A 17,895-nucleotide genomic window follows, 5' to 3' on the forward strand; every position below is an offset into this window, starting at 1 on the left:
TGGAGTTTTCATGGAATTGCGTCACCTGCGCTACTTCATTGCCGTCGCCGAAGAACTGCATTTCGGCCGCGCCGCCCAAGTGCTGGGCATCTCGCAGCCGCCGCTGAGCCAGCAGATTCAGGCGCTGGAACAGGAAGTGGGGGCGCGTCTGTTCGAGCGGACCAATCGTCGGGTCGAGCTGAGTGAGGCCGGTCGGCTGTTTCTGGAAGAGGCGCGGCTGGCGCTGGCGCAGGTCGACAAAGCGGCGGATGTGGCTCGGCGGGCACAACTTGGTGAATTGGGTGAACTGAAGATCGGCTTCACCTCGTCGGCGCCGTTCAACTCGACCATTCCCCAGGCGATTTTCTCATTTCGCCAGCGCTTCCCGGCGGTGCACCTGAACCTGCGGGAAATGAGCAGCACCCAAGTGGCCGATGCGCTGGTGGACGAGTCGATCGAGGTCGGCATCATGCGACCGTTGGGCTTGCCGGACTCCCTCAGCGTGGTGGAACTGATGCGTGAGCCATTGGTGGCGGTGCTCAGCTCCAAGCATCCGCTGGTGGATGGCAGCGAAGAAGGTCTGTTCCTGTCCGCTCTGGCCCTCGAGCCGTTCGTATTTTTCCCGCGCAGCTATGGCAGCGGTCTGTACGCACAACTGCTCAGCCTAGCGCGGGACGCCGGCTTCAGCCCGCACTTTGCCCAGGAGGCGGGCGAGGCGATGACCATCATCGGGCTGGTGGCGGCGGGTTTGGGGGTATCGGTGTTGCCGGCGTCTTATCAGCGGATGCGCATTGATGGCGTGGTGTATCGGCCATTGCTCGATCCAGAGGCGATTTCGGCGGTGTGGCTGGTGCAGCGCAAGGATCAGAAGTCGCCGATGGCCAAGGCGTTTGTGGAGTTGTTGACGCGCAAGCTGACACCATAGGGCTTCAAGGCTTTTATTGGGAGCAGCCCTAGGTCTTTTAGCGTATCGGCCGATACTGTCATTGGACTCATCACAAACCAGGGAGATACAGGATGTTCAAGCAGTTAACGTTCACCGCATTGCTGGCATTGTTTGCTCTGACCGGTGGTTGTGCTTCGGTAAAAATGGCCGATGAAACCCTGGACGCTCAAGCGAAGACGTTCCAGGTAAGCCCCGACAAAGCCAATATCTATGTTTATCGCAACGAGAGCATGGGTGCCGGGGTGAAAATGCCGGTGACCCTCAATGGCAAGCCTGTAGGGCAGACAGTCGCCAAGTCCTATCTGATGTTGGCTGTCCCGGCTGGCCAGCAGACTCTGGTGTCTTCGGCGGAAAACGACTCGGAACTGAAACTCACCGCAGAAGCGGGCAAAAACTACTTTGTCTGGCAGGAAGTGAAAGTGGGTTTCATCAAGGCGCGTAACAACCTGCAAGTCGTCGACGACAAGACAGGCCGTGCTGGTGTCGCTGAAAGCAAGTTGATTCAAGCGCAGTAAGTGTCTGGGCGGCCCCTGCGCTGAGCGTGGGGGCAAGCCCCCTCGCCACAAGTGTTGTTACTGGACCTTCGCCAAATCCCCCTTCAACGCAACCCCGGCCATGATCGCCCCGGTGTGGTACTCATACGTCTTGGCATCCTTACGCTCATTGCTCTTGTAGAAGCTGACGATGTTGGTCACGGCGTTGGCGCCGGCATGCTGGTCTCCTTGACCCTGGTATTTCGTTTACGACCAGCGGCGGAAGATCAACGAGGTGTTGACCCCACCAAAAGCGAAGTTGTTGTTCATCACGTACTGGTTGCTCATCTGCCGGAATTCACCGCGCAGGTAATCGAGCTTGCCGCACTGGGGATCGACCTCATCGAGGTTGAAGGTGTGCACGTACAGGTCGCGGTTCATCATTTCGATGCTGAACCAGGACTCCAGCGCGCCGCAGGCTCCCAGGGTGTGGCCGAGGAAGCTCTTCTGCGAGCTGATCGGCATGTGTTCGCCGAACAAACTGTTGGTCGCCAGTGTTTCGGCAATGTCGCCCTGTTCTGTCGCCGTACCGTGACCATTTACATAACCGATGGCGCTTGGGTCGAGCCCGGCGTCTTCCAAAGCCAGCTCCATGGCCCGGCGCATGGTGATCAGCTCGGGGCGGGTGGCATGCTGGCCGTCGGCGTTGCTGCCGAAACCGACGATCTCGGCGTGGATGCGGGCGCCACGCGCCAGGGCGTGTTCGAGTTCTTCGAGTACCAGCATGCCGCCGCCCTCACCGATGACCAGGCCATCGCGGCCGCTGTCGTAAGGGCGCGGGCTGGTTTGCGGGGCATCGTTTTTCAGGCTGGTGGCGTAGAGCGCATCGAACACCATGGCCTCGGTCGGGCACAGCTCTTCGGCACCGCCGGCGAGCATCAGCGGCAGGCGGCCGAACTTGATCGACTCGTAGGCGTAACCGATGCCCTGGCTGCCGCTGGTGCAGGCACTGGAGGTCGGGATCAGTCGGCCGGTGAGGCCGAAGAAGATGCTGATATTCGCTGCCGTGGTGTGCGGCATCATCCGCACGTAGGAGTTGGCGTTCAGGCCTTCGGCCACCGAATTGAGCAACATTTTGCCGAACGCCTTGATCTCGTCGGTGCTGCCGGTGGACGAGCCGCAGGACACGCCCATGCGCCCGTCCTTGATCGACTCGTCACCCAGCAGCCCGGCGTCCGCCAGGGCCTGTTCTGCAGCGCCGACTGCCAGCCGCGATACCCGGCCCATGCTGCGCAGTTGCTTGCGCGTCCAGTGGCCGGGCACCTGGAAGTCGTCGATCGGCCCGGCCAGGCGGGTATTGAGTTCGGTAAAGCGATCCCACTCGTGCATGCGACGAATGCCGCTGCGGTTGGCGGCGAAGTTGGCGGCGATGGTGTCCCAGTCGCTGCCCAGTGAGGTGATGCCGGCCATGCCGGTGACGACGACGCGCTTCATCAGCACAGGCCTCCGTTGACGGCCAGAACCTGCCGGGTGATGTACGAGGCTTCCGCCGACATCAGGAAATTCACTGCACTGGCCACCTCTTCCGGGGTGCCCATGCGTTGTGCGGGGATCATTTTCATCAGTTCTTCCACCGGCACGTTTTCATCGAGCATCGCCGTGTCGATCAGGCCGGGTGCGACACAGTTAACCGTGATTTTGCGCTTGCCCAGCTCAATCGCCAACGCCTTGGCCGCGCCGATCAGCCCGGCCTTGGAGGCGCTGTAATTGACCTGCCCGCGATTGCCGATCAGCCCGGACACCGAAGTAATGCAAACAATCCGCCCGGCGGCGCGACGACGGATCATCGGCATCATCACCGGGTGCAGCACGTTGTAGAAACCGTCGAGGTTAGTGCGCATCACCACATCCCAATCCTCCTCGCTCAGGGCCGGAAAAGCGCCGTCGCGGGTCAGGCCAGCGTTGAGCACCACGCCATAATAGGCGCCATGGGCTTCGACATCGGCTTCAAGAATGGCTTTGCAGCTGGCGCGGCTGCTGACGTCGAATTGCAGGATGCGCGCGTTGCGGCCCAAGGCTTCCACTTCGGCTTTGACGGCTTCGGCGTCCGCCAAGCCGCTGCGGCAGTGCAGCACGATGTCATGCCCGGCCCGGGCCAGACGCAATGCGATGGCGCGGCCAATACCACGGCTGGAGCCGGTGACCAGTACGGATTCAGTCATCACTCGACTCCTTGGGATTCATGCAGATATTGAGCGGCTTGAGGCGGGCGGAACACGTTCAACCGGGCGGTCGCGTGGATGCCGGGGGCGGTGATGTGGCATTCGAACACGCCCATGCCGTTGTCGTCTTCCAGCGAGCGTATCCCATGGATGGTCAGCTCGGTGCCGGCGGGGAAGTGTTCCACGTTGCATTCGAATTTGCGGCTGCCGAGCAGGAAGCCCAGTTCCACCGCATTGCCTTTCTGGCGCGCATGGCAGCCGGCATAAGCGGCGACGCTCTGGGCCATCAGCTCGATGCCGACCCAGGCCGGCAGACTGCCGTCGGGGCGATTGAACAGGCCGCCGGGTTTGACGGTGAGTCGGGTATAGATCTGCTCGTCGTCGAACGACAGGATCTGATCGATGAGGATCATGTCGCCGGCATGGGGCAGCAATTCGGCGAGCGGCCAGGTAATCATGAGGCGTCTCCGATAATCAGGCTGACGTTATTGCCACCAAAGGCAAAGGAATTACTCATCAGGTAGCGGGGTGCAATGGACGTCAGGTGGTCGGTCGGGGTCACCCAATGCAATGCCGGCAACTCGGGGTCGGGCTGCCCGTCCCAGACATGGGGCGGCAGGACATGCTCGTGGTTATCCGCGCTCAGGCTCAACCAGCAGAACGCCGCTTCCAGGGCTCCAGCGGCGCCGAGGGTATGGCCGGTCATCGGCTTGGTCGACGAGCAGGGCACGCCTTGTGGAAACAGCGCCGTCACAGCCAGGCTTTCCATGGCGTCATTGTGTTGGGTGGCGGTGCCGTGCAGGTTCAGATAGCTGATCTGTTGGGGTTGCAGGCCTGCGCGGCTCAAGGCTTTGTGCATGGCTTGCCGGGCGCCACGGCCGGTGGGTTCCGGCGCGGAAATATGGTGTGCATCGGAGCTGGCGCCACTGCCGAGCAAAGCAATCGGTTGGCTGCTGCCGGCGGTTTTGCTCATCAGGAACAGCACCGCGGCTTCGCCGATATTGATGCCGTTGCGGTTCGCCGAGAACGGGTTGCAGCGCTGCTCGGACACCGCTTCCAGGGCTGAGAAGCCATTGAGGGTCAGCTTGCACAAACTGTCGACACCACCGCACAACACAGCATCGCACATGCCCAGGTCGAGCAGCCGTTGGGCACTCATCAGCGCGCGGGCGCTGGAGGTGCAGGCGGTGGAGATCACATAGGCCGGGCCGCTCAATTGCAGCCAGTCGGCGAGAAACGTCGCCGGAGCGCCGAGCTCTTGCTGCTGATAGTCATAATCGGCCGGGAAGTGATGTTCACGGATGTAATGGGCCAGGCCGCGGCTGGCCTCGTCGATGCCTGAGGTGCTAGTGCCCAGAATGACGCCGATACGGTCGCGGCCGTAGGTCTGGATCGCCTGCTCGATGTCTTGGCGAATTTGCAGCGCGGCCTCCAGCAGCAATTGATTGTTGCGACTGCTTTGATGAGCCAGCTCAACCGGAATCGGTGCCAGCTCACCACGCACCGCCGCCACGGGCAACGAGCGCTCCGCGACCCAGCCGGCCTCGTTGCGTATGCCCGAGCAATCGCCGGCAAACAGGTTGCGGGCGACTTCCTGCTTGTCGCGGCCGAGGGCGCAGATTACCCCGAGGGCATTCAGGTAAGCGGTCATGGCGTGTTTTCGCCTAACGGGGTGACGCGATAGTGCGGGCCTTGGGATACGTTCAATTCAAAGCTCGGTGGTTGCGAAAGACTTGGTTGTGAATAGCGGATGTTCCAGCGCGCTGACAATGATCGTTGCCCGTCATGCTGCCGGGCAGCGGGATAGTTGCCGTGCAACTCGCCTTCGGGAGTCAATGCAAACAACAGGGCGGCGAACAGCTCCCGGGCTTCCGGATTGGGTGGTAGCAGACCGTCGGCTTGCCATTGGCCATCGATCAGTTTCTGTCGTGCCACGGGAATTCCCAACGGGTCCATCATCGACCACCGAATGCCCGGGCCTTCACGCTGGATCACCAGCAGCCAGTCCTGACGCTGCTCGGCCATCTGCCGTTCGATGTGCAATTGCAGCGGCAACGCCAGGTTCGGGGTTCGCTCGGGCAGCGGCGTCTGGCTAGCACAGGCGCTCAGCAGCAGGACACAACCCAGAAGCAGCAAACGGATCATCAGACACTCTCTTCAAGGGGCTTGCGCGCGACCACATTGACCAGGGTTTCTTCCCGTTGGCCAAAGGGTTTTGGCTGACGCAAGCCGAAGCGTTCGAGCAGGCCGAAATCCTTGGCGCGACTCCACCACAAGTAAGGGTAAGACACGTTTTGCGGGCCGAATTCAAAACCCTGCCGACGAATCATCTCCAGGTAGCCGGCGGCGCTCTTTTGCACGTGCATCGGGTGGCGGAACAGCCAGCGAATCACCCACGTATCAATGTAAGCCTCGGTGGACTCGGCGAACAGCAGATAACCGCCCGGCTTGAGCACCCGATAGAACTCGGCCAGGGCCTGATCCTGCTCGACAAGATGATGGAAGGTCTGGTGACAGAACAGCAGATCGACGCTGGCGTCCGGCACTTTAATGCTCGCGCAGTCACTGCCGATCAGCTCTACCTCCATGCCCTGGCGGGCCGCTTCTTCTCCGCTCAGGTTCAGGCTGTGAGGGTCGGCATCCAGCCCGATCAGGCGTTTGGGTGCGAAGGTCTGGCGCAGGTACTGGAACGACTTGCCCTGGCCGCAGCCGGCGTCGAGCAAGACCGGTTTGTTGGGCAATGGCTCGCTGAACAGGCTGCGCAAATCGTTGATCGCCACTCGCAATACATGGTGCTGCCAGGTGTGGCTGCGCAGGAACCAGAAGCCGAAACGGGTTTCTTCGACGTAGTTGTCGCTCCAATAACTCATGTCGCATCCTTTGCGCACAGGTCCGAGATCATCCGCAGTCGACGTTTAGGTTCGCTGACGAACGGGTTGCGTTCATCCCAGGCGTAACCCGCGAGGATCGAGCTGATCATGCGGCGAATATCCTCTGTACCGCCCTGATAAAAAATCACGTCCTGAAAGGTCCCGGCGTACCAGCCTTCGACGTAGCAACGGAAGGTGTCGACGCCGCGCTTGAGCGGTTCGGCGAATTCGGTCTGCCAGTCGACGCTTTCACCTTGCAGTTGGCGGTGCAGCACCCCGGCGGCCATGCTCGCCGAACGCATGGCGATGGTCACGCCGGAGGAGAACACCGGGTCGAGAAATTCTGCGGCATTGCCCAACAAGGCGAAGCCAGGGCCATGCAGGGTTTTGACGTTGGCCGAGTAGCCGCCGATGGTCCGCGCAGGGGTATCCCATACGGAGTTGTTCAGCACCCCGGCCAGGCTTGGCGTTTCGGCGATGAAACCGCGCAGGCAATCGTCCAGATTCTCGGTGCGGCCTGCGAAGTGTTCGGCGGCTGCCACGACGCCCACCGAGCAGCGACCGTTGCTGAACGGGATGGTCCAGAACCAGATGTCGCGCTGGGTCGGATGGGTGGTAATGAGGATTTTTTCCCGTTCGAAAGCCGGGCTGTCGATACAGTCTTCGACGTGGGTGAACACCGCCTGGCGCACCGGAAAGTTCGACGGTGCCTCAAGGTCCAGCAAGCGAGGCAGTACGCGACCGTAGCCGCTGGCATCGAGCACGAAATCGGCCTCGACGCGGTATTGGCTGCCATCTTCGCGAAGTACATCGAGCTGCGGTTTCGCCAAGCTGAAATCAACGCTGACGATGGCTTCGCCGTAACGGACGTCGACTCCCTGCAATTCAGCCTGGTCGGCCAGCAGCTTGTCAAAGTCGGCGCGCTGGACCTGGAAGGTCGTCGGCTTGCCGTTGCTGAACGTCTCGCCGAAATCGAAGGTGCTGTACTGATCGCCCCAGGCGAATGCCGCACCGTTCTTCAACTGGAAACCGGCCGCATTGACCGCGTCGAGCATGCCGGCTTCTTCGACGAAATCCAGGCAGTGGGACAGCAGGCTTTCACCGATGGAAAACCGTGGGAAATGCTGGCGTTCGATCATCAGCACATCATGGCCTTTGCGCTTGAGCAGCGCGGCGGCGATGGCGCCCGAGGGGCCGGCACCGATCACCACCACCTGACGACGTTCCATTTCAACTGTTGGCACGGGTGCTCCTTGCCGGGGCGGCGATGTTCAAAGGGATTCGGTGCATGCCGGCGAGTGCCGGCAGCAGGGTTGCGATCAGGCCCATCAACATCAGCGCGAAATACAGCTCGGGGCTGATGAGTTGTTGTTGCAGCAGCAGGTTGAGAAAGACGATTTCGCTCAAGCCGCGGATATTCAGTAAAAGGCTTTCCCGCCAGCGGCTGGCACCTTCAAACGAGACGCCGGCCCAGCCGAGGCCCAGCCAGTTGCCCAACAATTTGCTGGCGATCGGCAACAGAAGAAGCGCGGCCAATTGCACCCCACCGAGACTGTCGAGGGCGTTGTGCACGTTGATCTGCACGATGCCGAACGTGAGGATCAACGGGATGGCGATCCAGGTCTGCAAACGACTCATCCACGCCGTCGGCAATGGCAGCACCAACGGCACCTTGAGCGCGGCCATGCACAGTAGGTAACCAATGCCGAAAATCAGCGCATTGAGCTTGAAGTGTTCGGCAACCACCAGCAGTGCAAAGAAGCAGCCGCTGTACAGCAACGGTTGGCGCAAGCCGAGCAGTCGCAGCAACAACGGCAGGCAGGCGCCGGCCAGCGGCAGCAACAGGCTGCTCAGGTGCAGGCTGCCCTGGGCGAACGCGAACAGGGTCCAGCAAGTCAGGTCGATCAATATCGCGGTCTGCACCAGGCGTCGGGTGGCGGCGGGCGGGTAGTTGATGTGTCGCAGGTACAGGTACAACACCGGAATCGCTGTGATGGCGAACAACAGACCGACCGCCAGCGAGCTGATCCACGGCTGTGGCGGCAGTAGCCAGACCGCTGTCGCCAGCCCGCAGGCAAACGGAATGCAGAAACTCGGCAGGGCGATTTTCAGGCTCTGGCGATCCAGTCGCAGGTCGATCACGTCGCTGAGGATGTGCCCCAGCAGCAAGGCAAAGCTCAGGCTGTAGAGGTTCTTCAGCCAACCCGGCGAGATCAGGTCGGCACCGCTCAGTTGCCAGCCCGGTTCGATCCAGAAATACATCAGCAGCGGCAGGCCGAAGGTTGCCAGCAACAACTGGCTGACGATCGGAATCAGACCGAAACGTCTACCGACATGGGTGGCCATGGCGAACAACACCAGGGCCATGACCCAGAACGCCGCGACCATCATGCTGCTGGCTCCGCAACCGGGGCGGTGTGGACTTGGCGTCCGGCCCACGGCGCCAGGATGAAGCTGTACGCCAGGCCGAGGCTCACCGACAGGCCGAAGTTGCTCACAGCCGGTGTGCTGGACACCGCCAGCAGGCCAAACGATAGCCATGTGGTTGCGGCTGCCAGCATGGTGCCCAGCAGGCTCGCGGCGGCACCGCCGATCTGTTCGCGCATGAGGATCGCGTAGTCGACGCTGATGGCCGTCACCAGCAGCAGGCCGAACAGGCTGAACAGCGTCAGCGGCTGACCGAGCCAGCCGAGGCTTGCCAGGCTGCACAGGGCCGCCAGCAGCGGCAGGGAGACGATTCGCAGCGCGCCACCGAGACCGAATGGCAGGATCAGCACCAGCACGATCAACACGCAGGAGGCGAGTTTCAATTCAGCGGCGCTGATTTGAGTTGCGGCAAATACCTTGTTCAGGTCGCCGAGGCGGTCGACCAGTTGCACACCCGGCAAGTCCAGCGCCTGGACCCGCAACAACGCGGGATTGTTCAAGCCTTGCAGGCTGACCATCGCGGCCACGCCGTTATCGGTCGGCCCCAGCCACAGGGTGCGGTAGGGCTCGGCCAATGGGCCGGCCAGGGCCGCGTCGATATCTTCGGTGGGCAGCGCCTGTAGCTTCACCAACTCGGCTTGCAGCGCGTCAGCAGGCACGCCAAGGTCGAGCAACGGTTGCCAGAACTGCGGCAGCTTGCTCAGTGCATCACGCACTTTGTGCTGTTCGTTCGGCGGGCTGACCAGTTGGTTGAGCGACAGGTAGCCCTGGAGTTTTTCCAGGTTGACCAATTGATCCAGGCGCTCGCTCAGTGCCGTTTGGCGTTCGAGCAACTCCTGCTGATTGGCCGCGCGCACCAGGAAAAACTGGCTGGTGGGTTGATAGCCGGTGATGCGCGCAATGGTCTGGGCTTCGTCCGTCAGTTGCTGCGGTGCGCCGACCCATTGGCGAATGTCGTTTTTGGTCTGCAACTGCAACAGACCGCCAACACAGAAGGCGATCAACAGCGCCAGCAACACCGGCGTGCGTACGTATTTGAGCAGCAATTCACGCAGTGCCAGCAAAGACTCGGCGATACGCATCGGCCATTGCGCCGGACGCAGTTGCGCGCCCTTGAGCAGCGCCGGCAGCAGGCACACCGCCGACAGATAAGCGCCGAGCAGGCCAGCGGCGGAGAACACGGCAATCTGGGTCAGGGCCGGGAACGGCGTCCAGGCCAGGGCCAGGTAGCCGATGCAACTGGTGATCAGGCTCAGCGTCAGCCCTGGCAGGGTCAGGCGCAACGCCGGCCAACTGTGCCAGGGTTTCAGGCTCCAGCTTTTCGACAGGTAATGCAGTGGGTAATCCACCGCCACGCCGATCAGGCTTGAGCCCAGCACCAGCGTCATCACATGCATCTGACCAAACAGCGCCACGCAGGCCACCGCGCCGAACAGCATGCCCACCAGCACCGGGACGAACGCCAGCACCACCCGCCAACGCCGGAAGGCCAGCAACAGCAGCAACAGAATCCCCACGGTGGCGCCGCCACCGACCCAGGTGATCTCGCGCGCGGCTTGCCGTTGACCGCTGGCGGCATACAGCAGGCCGCTGGCGGCGAGCAGTTGTACATCCGCCTGGGCGGCTTCTTCGCGACTGTGCTGGAGCAGGTCGGCCACTTGCAGCGGCAGGTTCATGTCGAATGCGTTGCCGACGGTTCGCGCCCGCAGCATCACCCAGCTCTTGCCGTCGGCATCGGCGGCCAGCACGCCGCTGCCGATGTCCAACTGCACCGAGCCGCGCTGTGGCTGGCTGTTCTGGATGCGCCCGGTCAGGCCGAGCCAGTCATCCTGGCTCGGCACCAGGCTGAACCCGGTGAAGGGATCGAACAGGGCTTGCACCCGTTGCTGGATAAAGGCGTCGGGGTGCTCGATGAGTTGCTGGCGGTCGGCCGCGGACAGCATCGCCAGTCGGCCTTGCAGCAATTGCGTGCGCAGCGCCGGCAAGTCGGCTTGCAGGTTCCACTGGACCTTTTCGAACACGCCGCTGGCCTGCCACTGCTCACCGATTTTTTGCGCCATGGCGATGGCTTGCTGACGGTTTTTATGGCCGACCAGCACCAGCATTTCCCGGTTCAGCGGTTCTTGCATGCGTTGTTCGGCGCGCAGTTCCAGCGCGTCCGGCGCGGTGCCTGGCACCAGTTCCATCAGGTTGGCGGACAGTGGAGCGCCATCGCGCCACTGCCAACCGGCAAGCGCGAGCACCGCCAGCAGCAGGATCAGAAACAGCCGTGGCAGCGTCCGTTCACTCGGCAAAGTCATGTTGCTCCGCATCGCTCAAAGGTTGGGCGCTGGTGCTGTCCTGCATGCGCAACAGGGTTCGGTCACCCTGGGTTTCGAGCAGCTCGATGTTGTGCACCAGTTCGCCGCCGTCAATGTTGATCTGGTTGAACACCTGCTTGAGCAGCATCGAACGCGGGGTCAGGGTCAGTTTCCAGTTCTGCGCATCGCCGCTCAGCGACAGCTCGAAATCCCGTTGCAGGCCACTGCTGTCGCCTTGCAGCACGGCGAGGAACAAACGGTTCTGTTCGGCGCCGGCACTCTTGTTCGGCAGCATTTGCCAGCCGCTGGCATCCCGCCGGGCAATGCCCTTGTCGCTGATGCGGTAGTCCTGTTGCAGCGGTGTTTTCAGCAGCCAGAGCAAGCCGTGACTCTTCGCCAGAACGAAGGTGCCCTTGCTGGTCAGCGGCTGGGGCAGGGCACGCAGGTGTTTTTCCTGGATGAAGTTGCCGTGGATCACATCGGGTTTGGCCAGTTGATCGCTCAGTTGCTGCAGATCGAAGGCCTGGGCCAACGATGAAAGCCCGAGCAACGCTAAAGCGCCAAGGCATTTGAAAAGCGAATTCATGGCAGCACCCTTTCAACCGCGTCGGTAAACACCTTGGGCGAAGCCAACTGCATTTCGCGGCTGCTCATGTCGACGGCAACCTGCACTGAAACAGCGCGGGTCAGACGTTCGCCGGTTGCGAGATCGCTGATCAGGTAATTGATCTTCAGTCGGTTCTCCCATTCCACCAGGCTGGCGCGCACATTCAGCTTCTGGCCGAACACGGCGCCGCGCACATAGCGCAACTGCAAGTCGATCACCGGCCATGCGTAACCCGACGCAACCATGGCGTCGTAGTTGTGGCCGATCCTGTCCAGCAGCGCACAGCGGGCGACTTCCAGGTATTTGACGTAATGGCCGTGCCAGACCACGTTCATGGTGTCGACGTCAAAGAACGGGACGAGGATTTCCGTATCGGTGTGAAGCACTCCCTTGCTACGCATGCAGCCTCCAGTGTTGCTCGGCGATGCGTTGCAGGCACAGGCGCAATTCGCCTTCCAGGGCGCGGTCTTCGATGACCGGCGGGAAGTCCTTGGCCAATTCTTCGTGCATCGCGGCCAGGGCCGGTGGCAGTGGGCGCGCGTCTTCAGCCTGGCCACGCAGCCACACGCCTTGATTGGCCGCCAGCAGGGTGGCAGCGGCGACCTGTTCGGTCAGCTCCAGCACGCGGATGGCGTCGCGAGCGGCGATGGTGCCCATGCTGACTTTGTCCTGGTTGTGGCACTCGGTGGAGCGCGAGAAGACGCTGGCCGGCATGGTGTTTTTCAGGGCTTCGGCGGTCCAGGCGCTGGTGCCGATCTGCACGGCCTTGAAGCCGTGATTGAGCATCGCACGGTCGGCGGTGGCGCCGGACAGGTTGCTCGGCAAGCCATGGTTGTAACGTTCGTCCACCAGCAGCGCGAGTTGACGGTCGAGCAAGTCGGCGACGTTGGCCACCAGGTTTTTCAGGCTGTCCATGGCGAACGCAATGTGGCCGCCGTAGAAGTGCCCGCCGTGCAGCACGCGTTCGGCTTCGGCGTCGATGATCGGGTTGTCGTTGGCGCTGTTGAGTTCGATCTCGATGAACGAGCGCAGCCAGTTCAGGCTGTCGGCCAGTACACCGAGCACGTGTGGCGCGCAACGCAGGGAGTAACGGTCTTGCAGGCGATGCAGCGGCGCGGTCGGCGCGTCGATCGCCAGATCCTTGCGCAACCACGCGGCGACTTGCATCTGCCCTGGATGGGGTTTGGCGGCGAACAGGCGCTCGTCGAAGTGCTCCGGGTTGCCCTGCAAAGCGACCACGTTCAGCGCGGTGATGCGCGTGGCCAGTTGCAGCAGGTAATCGGCACGGGCGTAAGCCAGGCACGCAAGGCCGGTCATCACGGCGGTGCCGTTCATCAGCGCCAGGGCTTCCTTGGGGCGCAATACCAGCGGTTGCCAACCCAGTTCCTTGTGCACATCAGCCGCTTGCCGGCGTTCGCCGCGGAACATCACTTCGCGCTCGCCGGACAAGGTCGCGGCGACGTAGGACAGCGGCGTCAGATCACCGCTGGCGCCCACGGAACCTTCTTCCGGAATCAGCGGCAGGATGTCGTGTTCGAGGAACGCTTGCAGGCGCTCCAGCAACTCCACGCGCACCCCGGACACGCCCTGGCACAGCGACTGCAAACGTGCCGCCAGCACCGCACGGGTGGCCTGGGCATCAAGCAGTTTGCCCAGGCCGCAGCCGTGGAATGTGTACAGATGACGAGGCAGGGCTTCGACGTGGTGCAGCGGCACCGCCACCACACAGGAATCGCCATAACCAGTGGTCACGCCATAGATCACGCCTTCCTTGTCCAGCAGGGAGTCAAGGAACTGCGGACCCTTGGCAATGCGCTGGCGAAACTCGGGGTCGCCCTGCAACTGCGTCGGCACCTGACGGTTGGCCAGGGCCAGCACGTCTTCGATGCACAAAGGGAGTTCGCCGAAGGTTACCGGCTCAAGCGTTGGCGTCGTCATCGGTCTTCCAGAAAGGGTAAAAGTTGAACCATTGTTGGGGCGCTTCGAGGCAATAGTGACCCAGGCGTTCGGCATAGCGCGAAGCCCACTGATGAATGACCTGTTCGCGCTCGCTACGTTTCCACACCACCGCCTCGGTGAACGGTTCGAGGGTCAGTCGATAGTCGCCCGTGGGTTTCTTCAGGCACAGCAGCAGATTGACCGGGCATTTCAGCAGACCGGCCAGCAGCCACGGGCCTTGCGGGAACGCTGCCTGGTGACCGAGAAAATCCACCGTCACGCTGCGCCCGCCATGAAGCGGCACACGGTCGCCGGCAATTGCCAGCCACTCGCCGCGCTCCAGGCGCTCATGCAGTTGCAACATGATCACCGGGTCGAGTTCGCTGACCTGGATCAGCCGCAGATTGGTTGCCCCGGCTTCGCCCAGCAGGCGGTTGAATTGCTCGGCGTGCTTGGTGTGCACCAGCACGTTCATGGTGACTTTCTCGCCGATCTCGGCCAGTGCCCGGCAGACCTCGAGATTGCCCAGGTGCGCGCCCACCAGCATCTGCCCGCGGGTGCCACGCAGTTTGTTGCGCAGCAGCGCCGGGTCGATGATTTCGATCTGTTCGATGCTCAGCTTGCCGTTCCACACGTCGAGTTTGTCGAGCATGGAGTCGGCGAAGGCCATGAACTGGCCGAACACCCGCCAATGAGTCGGACGCAATTCGCTGCGCCCGCTCCAGTCGGCGAGCCGCTGCTGGTATTGCCAGGCGCTTTGGCGGGCGCTGCGTCCGAACAGGAAAAAATACAGCACGATGCCGTAGAGCAGCGGGCTCAGCAGGCGTCGGCCCAAGACCTTTGCGCAGAATGCGGTGAACTTCATCAGCCAGAAACTGCCACGCTCCTGGCGGTCGGCCCAGTGCTGTTTGTCTACATTGCCGTTCATGCCCGCCACCGTTGCCAGAGGATCACCGGTGCTCGCAGCAACATGCCGAAGAACAGCCGGGTGTGCATGCTCGTAATCAGTACGTTGTCGTAGAACAGCCGGAAATGCGAAACGCCGTCCAGCGGGTAATGAACTCTGGTTTTCAGCCATTGCATCGGTTGATTGCGCCAGGCCAGGCGCACCAGAATGTCGGAGTCGAAGTCCATGCGCTTGCCGATCCTGGCCGAGTCGATCAGTGCCAGGGTTGGCGGTAATGGATAGACACGGAAGCCGCACATCGAGTCGCGAATCTGCAGTGACAGGGTGTTGATCCAGACCATGACGTGAGTCAGGTAGCGCGCGTACAAACGACCCTTCGGCACGCTGGCGTCGTATTGCGGATAGCCACAGATCACCGCTTCGGGATGGTTGCGTGAATATTCGATGAAGACCTTGACGTCTTGCAGGTCGTGCTGGCCGTCGGCGTCCACCTGCAAGGCATGGCTGAAGCCCAGGCGCGAAGCCTCCCGCAGGCCGGTCATCACTGCGCCGCCCTTGCCCTGATTGATGGTGAGCCGGATCAGATAAACCCTGTCGCGCTGCGCCAGTTGGTCGAGTACCTTGGCGCAGGCGGGGCTGCTGGCATCGTCCACCAGAATGCAGGGCAGGTCACAGGCAAGCAGCGCATCGACCACGGCAGTGATTGCGGTTTCGTGGTTGTAGACCGGGATTACGGCGCAGGGGTTATGCATCGCTGGCAGCCTCCAGCAAAATCCGCCCGCTGGAGCAGGTGGCGGTTTCGTTGCGATAGGCGAAATACAATTTGCCGCGCACCGGGTCGAAGCGCAGGTGCAACTGGATTTCATCGCCAGGGCGCACCAGTTGCTGGAATTTCAGCACTTCCATGCCGGCGAACTTTGCCGGCAGGTCCATCAATTGTTGGCCCAGGCTCATTGCCCACTCCACTTGCACCACGCCGGGCAATACCGGGGCCCGGGGAAAGTGTCCGCTGAAATACGCCAGGTCCGGCGGGACGGCCAGTTGCAGGCTCCACTCACCATCGGCTTCGACCTGCTCCAGCACTTGCGGCGCCTTTGGGCGGGGCGCCAGCAGCAAGGCTTCAACCTCAGCCTGGGGCAGTTTGCCCTGCGCGTTCAGCGGCAACTGCCGCAACAGGCGCCAGCGTCGTGGCAGGGCCAGCGTTTCACAGTGCTGGCTCAGATGCTGACGCAACGCCTGCGTGAGGCTGCGTCGTCCCTGATTGCGTAACGCGTGCATACCTCGCTCGCTGAGCACCAGCAGCGCCCCCAATGAGGCGCGGTTTTCCTGAACCACTCCCAGGCGCGCTTCGGCGACCCAGGCGTGCGCCATCAGCGCGTGTTCGAGCATTGGTAGCGAGATACGTTTTTCTTCCAGTTTGACGATCCGGTCCAGCCGCCCCAACAGCTCGAAACGGCCGTCGGCGGTGATGCGCGCGGCATCGGCGGTGTGTTCGATATGACCTTCCGGCAGGTATGGCGATGCGATAAGCAGGGCGCCATCGCTGTCCTGGCTCAGCTCCACGCCGGCGAAGGGCTGCCAGAGGTTCTGACCCTGACGCCAGGCGATGCCGCCGGTTTCCGAGCTGCCGAGGATCTCGGTCGGCCATTGTTGCAGGCGTTCGTGCAGGCTCTGCGCCGCTTCGGCGGGCAACGCACCACCGGAGGAGAACACTCGGCGCACTGCACTCAGCGCTGGCCAGTCGAGGTTGTCGCCCATGCGCTTGAGCAGCGCCGGGCTGGCAACCCAGGCGAAGGCCGGGTGTTCGCGGCTGGCGCGTTGCAAGTCTTCGGGGAAAGCCAGTTGCTTGCGCACGAACGAACGCCCGGCACACAGCGGCCACAACACCCGAAACAGCAGCCCGTAGATGTGCTGGGTGGCGACGCTGCCGATGATGCAGGCTTCGCCCAGATCTGCGCCCCACAAGTGCTCCAGCGCTTCGACTTCATTGGCCAGTTGGCGCAGGGTTTTGTCGATGCGCTTGGGTTCGCCACTGGAGCCGGAGGTGCACAGGCTCAGCTGACAACGATCCAGGTCCAGCGGGTGGGCCGGCAGCGGCGGATGCCGATAATCGCTCAGGTGTGCATCGTCGGCCTGATCGGTCAGCCACAGATCGACCTCGGTCGACCAGCGCTGGCGCGTCTGCGCTTGCAGGTCGGCGGGCAGCAGTACGCTGACCCCGGCACGCCAGGCGCCGAGCAGGGCAATGGCCAGGTCGGCGGCGTCTTCAAGATGCACGGCGATGCGCTGCACGCCCTGGGCTTGCAGACCGGCAGCCAGGCTCAGGGCCCGGTCGCACAATTGCGCGTGATTCAACGCCGGCTCGGCCGTCACGGCACGCTCCGGCTGAGCCTTGAGCAGCAGTTGCTCAAGTTTTATCCAATTCATGGGTGGCCTCGTACCCGTTGTCGTATCAGCCATTCAATGGCAAACATCAGGCCGATCAATCCATAGGAGATCAGGCCGGTGTACAACATCCACCAGCTCAGCGGCGCCCAAAGGGTCAGGGCGGCGGCGCACAAACCGTTGCAGAGAAAAAACACGCTCCAGGCAATGGTCACCTGGCGGGTGTAGCGAATGGCCCTGGGCGGTAATTCCGGTTCTCGCAGGCGGGCCAGGCGTTCGACCATCGGCGGGCCGTATTTCAGGCTAAGACCGAACAGCGCCAGCATGAACGCGCTGATCAGCACCGGGTACCAACGCAGCAGCACCGGGCTGTCGAACACTGCCAGCAGCAAGCAGAACGCGATGGCGGCCGTGGACATCCACAGGCTGCCGGGGCGCCGTTCGCCGGTCAGTGCTCGCGCCAGCCACAGGCTGCCCAGCAGCAGACCGAACTGCCACGGGGCAAAATGCTCCATGCCGAAATACACCGCAAAGGGGTACAGCAGGCCTGCGAGCAGCAGGCCAAGGCCGATCAGTCGGCTCATGCGGCGGGCTGAACCAGACGGTAGACCGCCTCGACCACGTCGCTGACGGTACGCACCGATTTGAATTCTTCGGCGGCGATTTTCTTGCCGGTCTGGCGTTTGATGTGATCGATCAGGTCGACCGCATCGATGCTGTCGATTTCCAGATCCTGGTACAGGTTGGATTCCAGGCTGATGCGCTCGGGGTCCAGCTCGAAGAGTTCGACCAGAGCATCGCGCAGGGTGTTGAAAATATCGTCACGAGTTTGCATGGTCCG

19 protein-coding genes and 1 pseudogene are annotated in these 17,895 nt (G+C 62.4%); 2 read left to right on the plus strand and 18 right to left on the minus strand.

Annotation, left to right across the window (positions count from 1 at the left end):
- Nucleotides 1-10: 10 nt before the first annotated feature.
- Both AF70_RS11140 and AF70_RS11145 read left to right on the plus strand, forming a co-directional pair.
- Nucleotides 11-904 carry a LysR family transcriptional regulator gene (locus AF70_RS11140; RefSeq protein ID WP_019581866.1) on the plus strand — a complete coding sequence of 298 codons (894 nt, stop codon included), beginning with the start codon at nucleotides 11-13 and terminating at the stop codon, nucleotides 902-904.
- A 92-nt stretch (nucleotides 905-996) separates the two neighbouring features.
- A complete protein-coding gene (locus AF70_RS11145; RefSeq protein WP_019581867.1) occupies nucleotides 997-1,440 on the plus strand; it encodes a DUF2846 domain-containing protein in 444 nt (147 codons plus the stop codon).
- Nucleotides 1,441-1,497: 57 nt separating this feature from the next.
- Here AF70_RS11145 and AF70_RS29650 read toward each other — a convergent pair.
- From AF70_RS29650 to AF70_RS11230, 18 genes and pseudogenes are all read right to left on the minus strand, one after another.
- A pseudogene (locus AF70_RS29650) lies at nucleotides 1,498-1,650 on the minus strand (excinuclease); the annotation flags it as partial.
- A 15-nt stretch (nucleotides 1,651-1,665) separates the two neighbouring features.
- Entirely contained in the window at nucleotides 1,666-2,892 is a 1,227-nt protein-coding gene (locus tag AF70_RS11150) for a beta-ketoacyl-ACP synthase (RefSeq protein WP_019581869.1), read from the minus strand.
- Entirely contained in the window at nucleotides 2,892-3,620 is a 729-nt protein-coding gene (fabG, locus tag AF70_RS11155) for a 3-oxoacyl-ACP reductase FabG (protein ID WP_028939623.1), read from the minus strand. The genes AF70_RS11150 and fabG overlap by 1 nt, the downstream gene beginning before the upstream one ends.
- A complete protein-coding gene (locus tag AF70_RS11160) occupies nucleotides 3,620-4,078 on the minus strand; it encodes a hotdog family protein (protein ID WP_018928602.1) in 459 nt (152 codons plus the stop codon). Before AF70_RS11160 ends, fabG begins: the two co-directional genes overlap by 1 nt.
- A complete protein-coding gene (locus AF70_RS11165) occupies nucleotides 4,075-5,271 on the minus strand; it encodes a beta-ketoacyl-[acyl-carrier-protein] synthase family protein (protein ID WP_028939624.1) in 1,197 nt (398 codons plus the stop codon). The genes AF70_RS11160 and AF70_RS11165 overlap by 4 nt, the downstream gene beginning before the upstream one ends.
- Complete coding sequence (locus AF70_RS11170) at nucleotides 5,268-5,765, minus strand: DUF3261 domain-containing protein (RefSeq protein WP_019581872.1); 498 nt, start codon at nucleotides 5,763-5,765, stop codon at nucleotides 5,268-5,270. Before AF70_RS11170 ends, AF70_RS11165 begins: the two co-directional genes overlap by 4 nt.
- Complete coding sequence (locus AF70_RS11175; RefSeq protein WP_019581873.1) at nucleotides 5,765-6,490, minus strand: class I SAM-dependent methyltransferase; 726 nt, start codon at nucleotides 6,488-6,490, stop codon at nucleotides 5,765-5,767. Before AF70_RS11175 ends, AF70_RS11170 begins: the two co-directional genes overlap by 1 nt.
- A complete protein-coding gene (locus AF70_RS11180) occupies nucleotides 6,487-7,734 on the minus strand; it encodes an NAD(P)/FAD-dependent oxidoreductase (RefSeq protein ID WP_019581874.1) in 1,248 nt (415 codons plus the stop codon). The genes AF70_RS11175 and AF70_RS11180 overlap by 4 nt, the downstream gene beginning before the upstream one ends.
- Nucleotides 7,721-8,881 carry a hypothetical protein gene (locus tag AF70_RS11185; protein WP_028939625.1) on the minus strand — a complete coding sequence of 387 codons (1,161 nt, stop codon included), beginning with the start codon at nucleotides 8,879-8,881 and terminating at the stop codon, nucleotides 7,721-7,723. Before AF70_RS11185 ends, AF70_RS11180 begins: the two co-directional genes overlap by 14 nt.
- The gene (locus AF70_RS11190) at nucleotides 8,878-11,217 is read right to left on the minus strand and encodes an MMPL family transporter (protein WP_028939626.1); all 2,340 of its coding nucleotides are present in this window, start codon (nucleotides 11,215-11,217) and stop codon (nucleotides 8,878-8,880) included. The genes AF70_RS11185 and AF70_RS11190 overlap by 4 nt, the downstream gene beginning before the upstream one ends.
- The gene (locus tag AF70_RS11195; protein ID WP_019581877.1) at nucleotides 11,201-11,803 is read right to left on the minus strand and encodes an outer membrane lipoprotein carrier protein LolA; all 603 of its coding nucleotides are present in this window, start codon (nucleotides 11,801-11,803) and stop codon (nucleotides 11,201-11,203) included. Before AF70_RS11195 ends, AF70_RS11190 begins: the two co-directional genes overlap by 17 nt.
- Complete coding sequence (locus AF70_RS11200; RefSeq protein WP_018928594.1) at nucleotides 11,800-12,225, minus strand: thioesterase family protein; 426 nt, start codon at nucleotides 12,223-12,225, stop codon at nucleotides 11,800-11,802. Before AF70_RS11200 ends, AF70_RS11195 begins: the two co-directional genes overlap by 4 nt.
- Nucleotides 12,218-13,762 (minus strand): histidine ammonia-lyase, encoded by a 1,545-nt coding sequence (gene hutH / locus AF70_RS11205; protein WP_019581878.1) that lies wholly within the window; start codon nucleotides 13,760-13,762, stop codon nucleotides 12,218-12,220. The genes AF70_RS11200 and hutH overlap by 8 nt, the downstream gene beginning before the upstream one ends.
- Nucleotides 13,743-14,690, minus strand: a complete 948-nt coding sequence (locus AF70_RS11210) for a glycosyl transferase (RefSeq protein ID WP_019581879.1) — start codon at nucleotides 14,688-14,690, stop codon at nucleotides 13,743-13,745. The genes hutH and AF70_RS11210 overlap by 20 nt, the downstream gene beginning before the upstream one ends.
- On the minus strand, nucleotides 14,687-15,421 hold the full coding sequence (locus AF70_RS11215; protein ID WP_019581880.1) for a glycosyltransferase family 2 protein: 735 nt from the start codon (nucleotides 15,419-15,421) through the stop codon (nucleotides 14,687-14,689). Before AF70_RS11215 ends, AF70_RS11210 begins: the two co-directional genes overlap by 4 nt.
- Nucleotides 15,414-17,096, minus strand: a complete 1,683-nt coding sequence (locus tag AF70_RS11220) for an acyl-CoA synthetase family protein (protein ID WP_019581881.1) — start codon at nucleotides 17,094-17,096, stop codon at nucleotides 15,414-15,416. The genes AF70_RS11215 and AF70_RS11220 overlap by 8 nt, the downstream gene beginning before the upstream one ends.
- Nucleotides 17,093-17,638, minus strand: coding sequence for a membrane protein (locus AF70_RS11225; protein WP_019581882.1), 546 nt, complete (start codon nucleotides 17,636-17,638; stop codon nucleotides 17,093-17,095). Before AF70_RS11225 ends, AF70_RS11220 begins: the two co-directional genes overlap by 4 nt.
- On the minus strand, nucleotides 17,635-17,889 hold the full coding sequence (locus AF70_RS11230) for an acyl carrier protein (protein WP_007936741.1): 255 nt from the start codon (nucleotides 17,887-17,889) through the stop codon (nucleotides 17,635-17,637). Before AF70_RS11230 ends, AF70_RS11225 begins: the two co-directional genes overlap by 4 nt.
- Nucleotides 17,890-17,895 lie beyond the last annotated feature (6 nt).

Origin of the sequence: Pseudomonas sp. KD5 (assembly GCF_012932895.1) — a bacterium.
In the GTDB taxonomy this organism is placed as follows: Bacteria; Pseudomonadota; Gammaproteobacteria; order Pseudomonadales; family Pseudomonadaceae; genus Aquipseudomonas.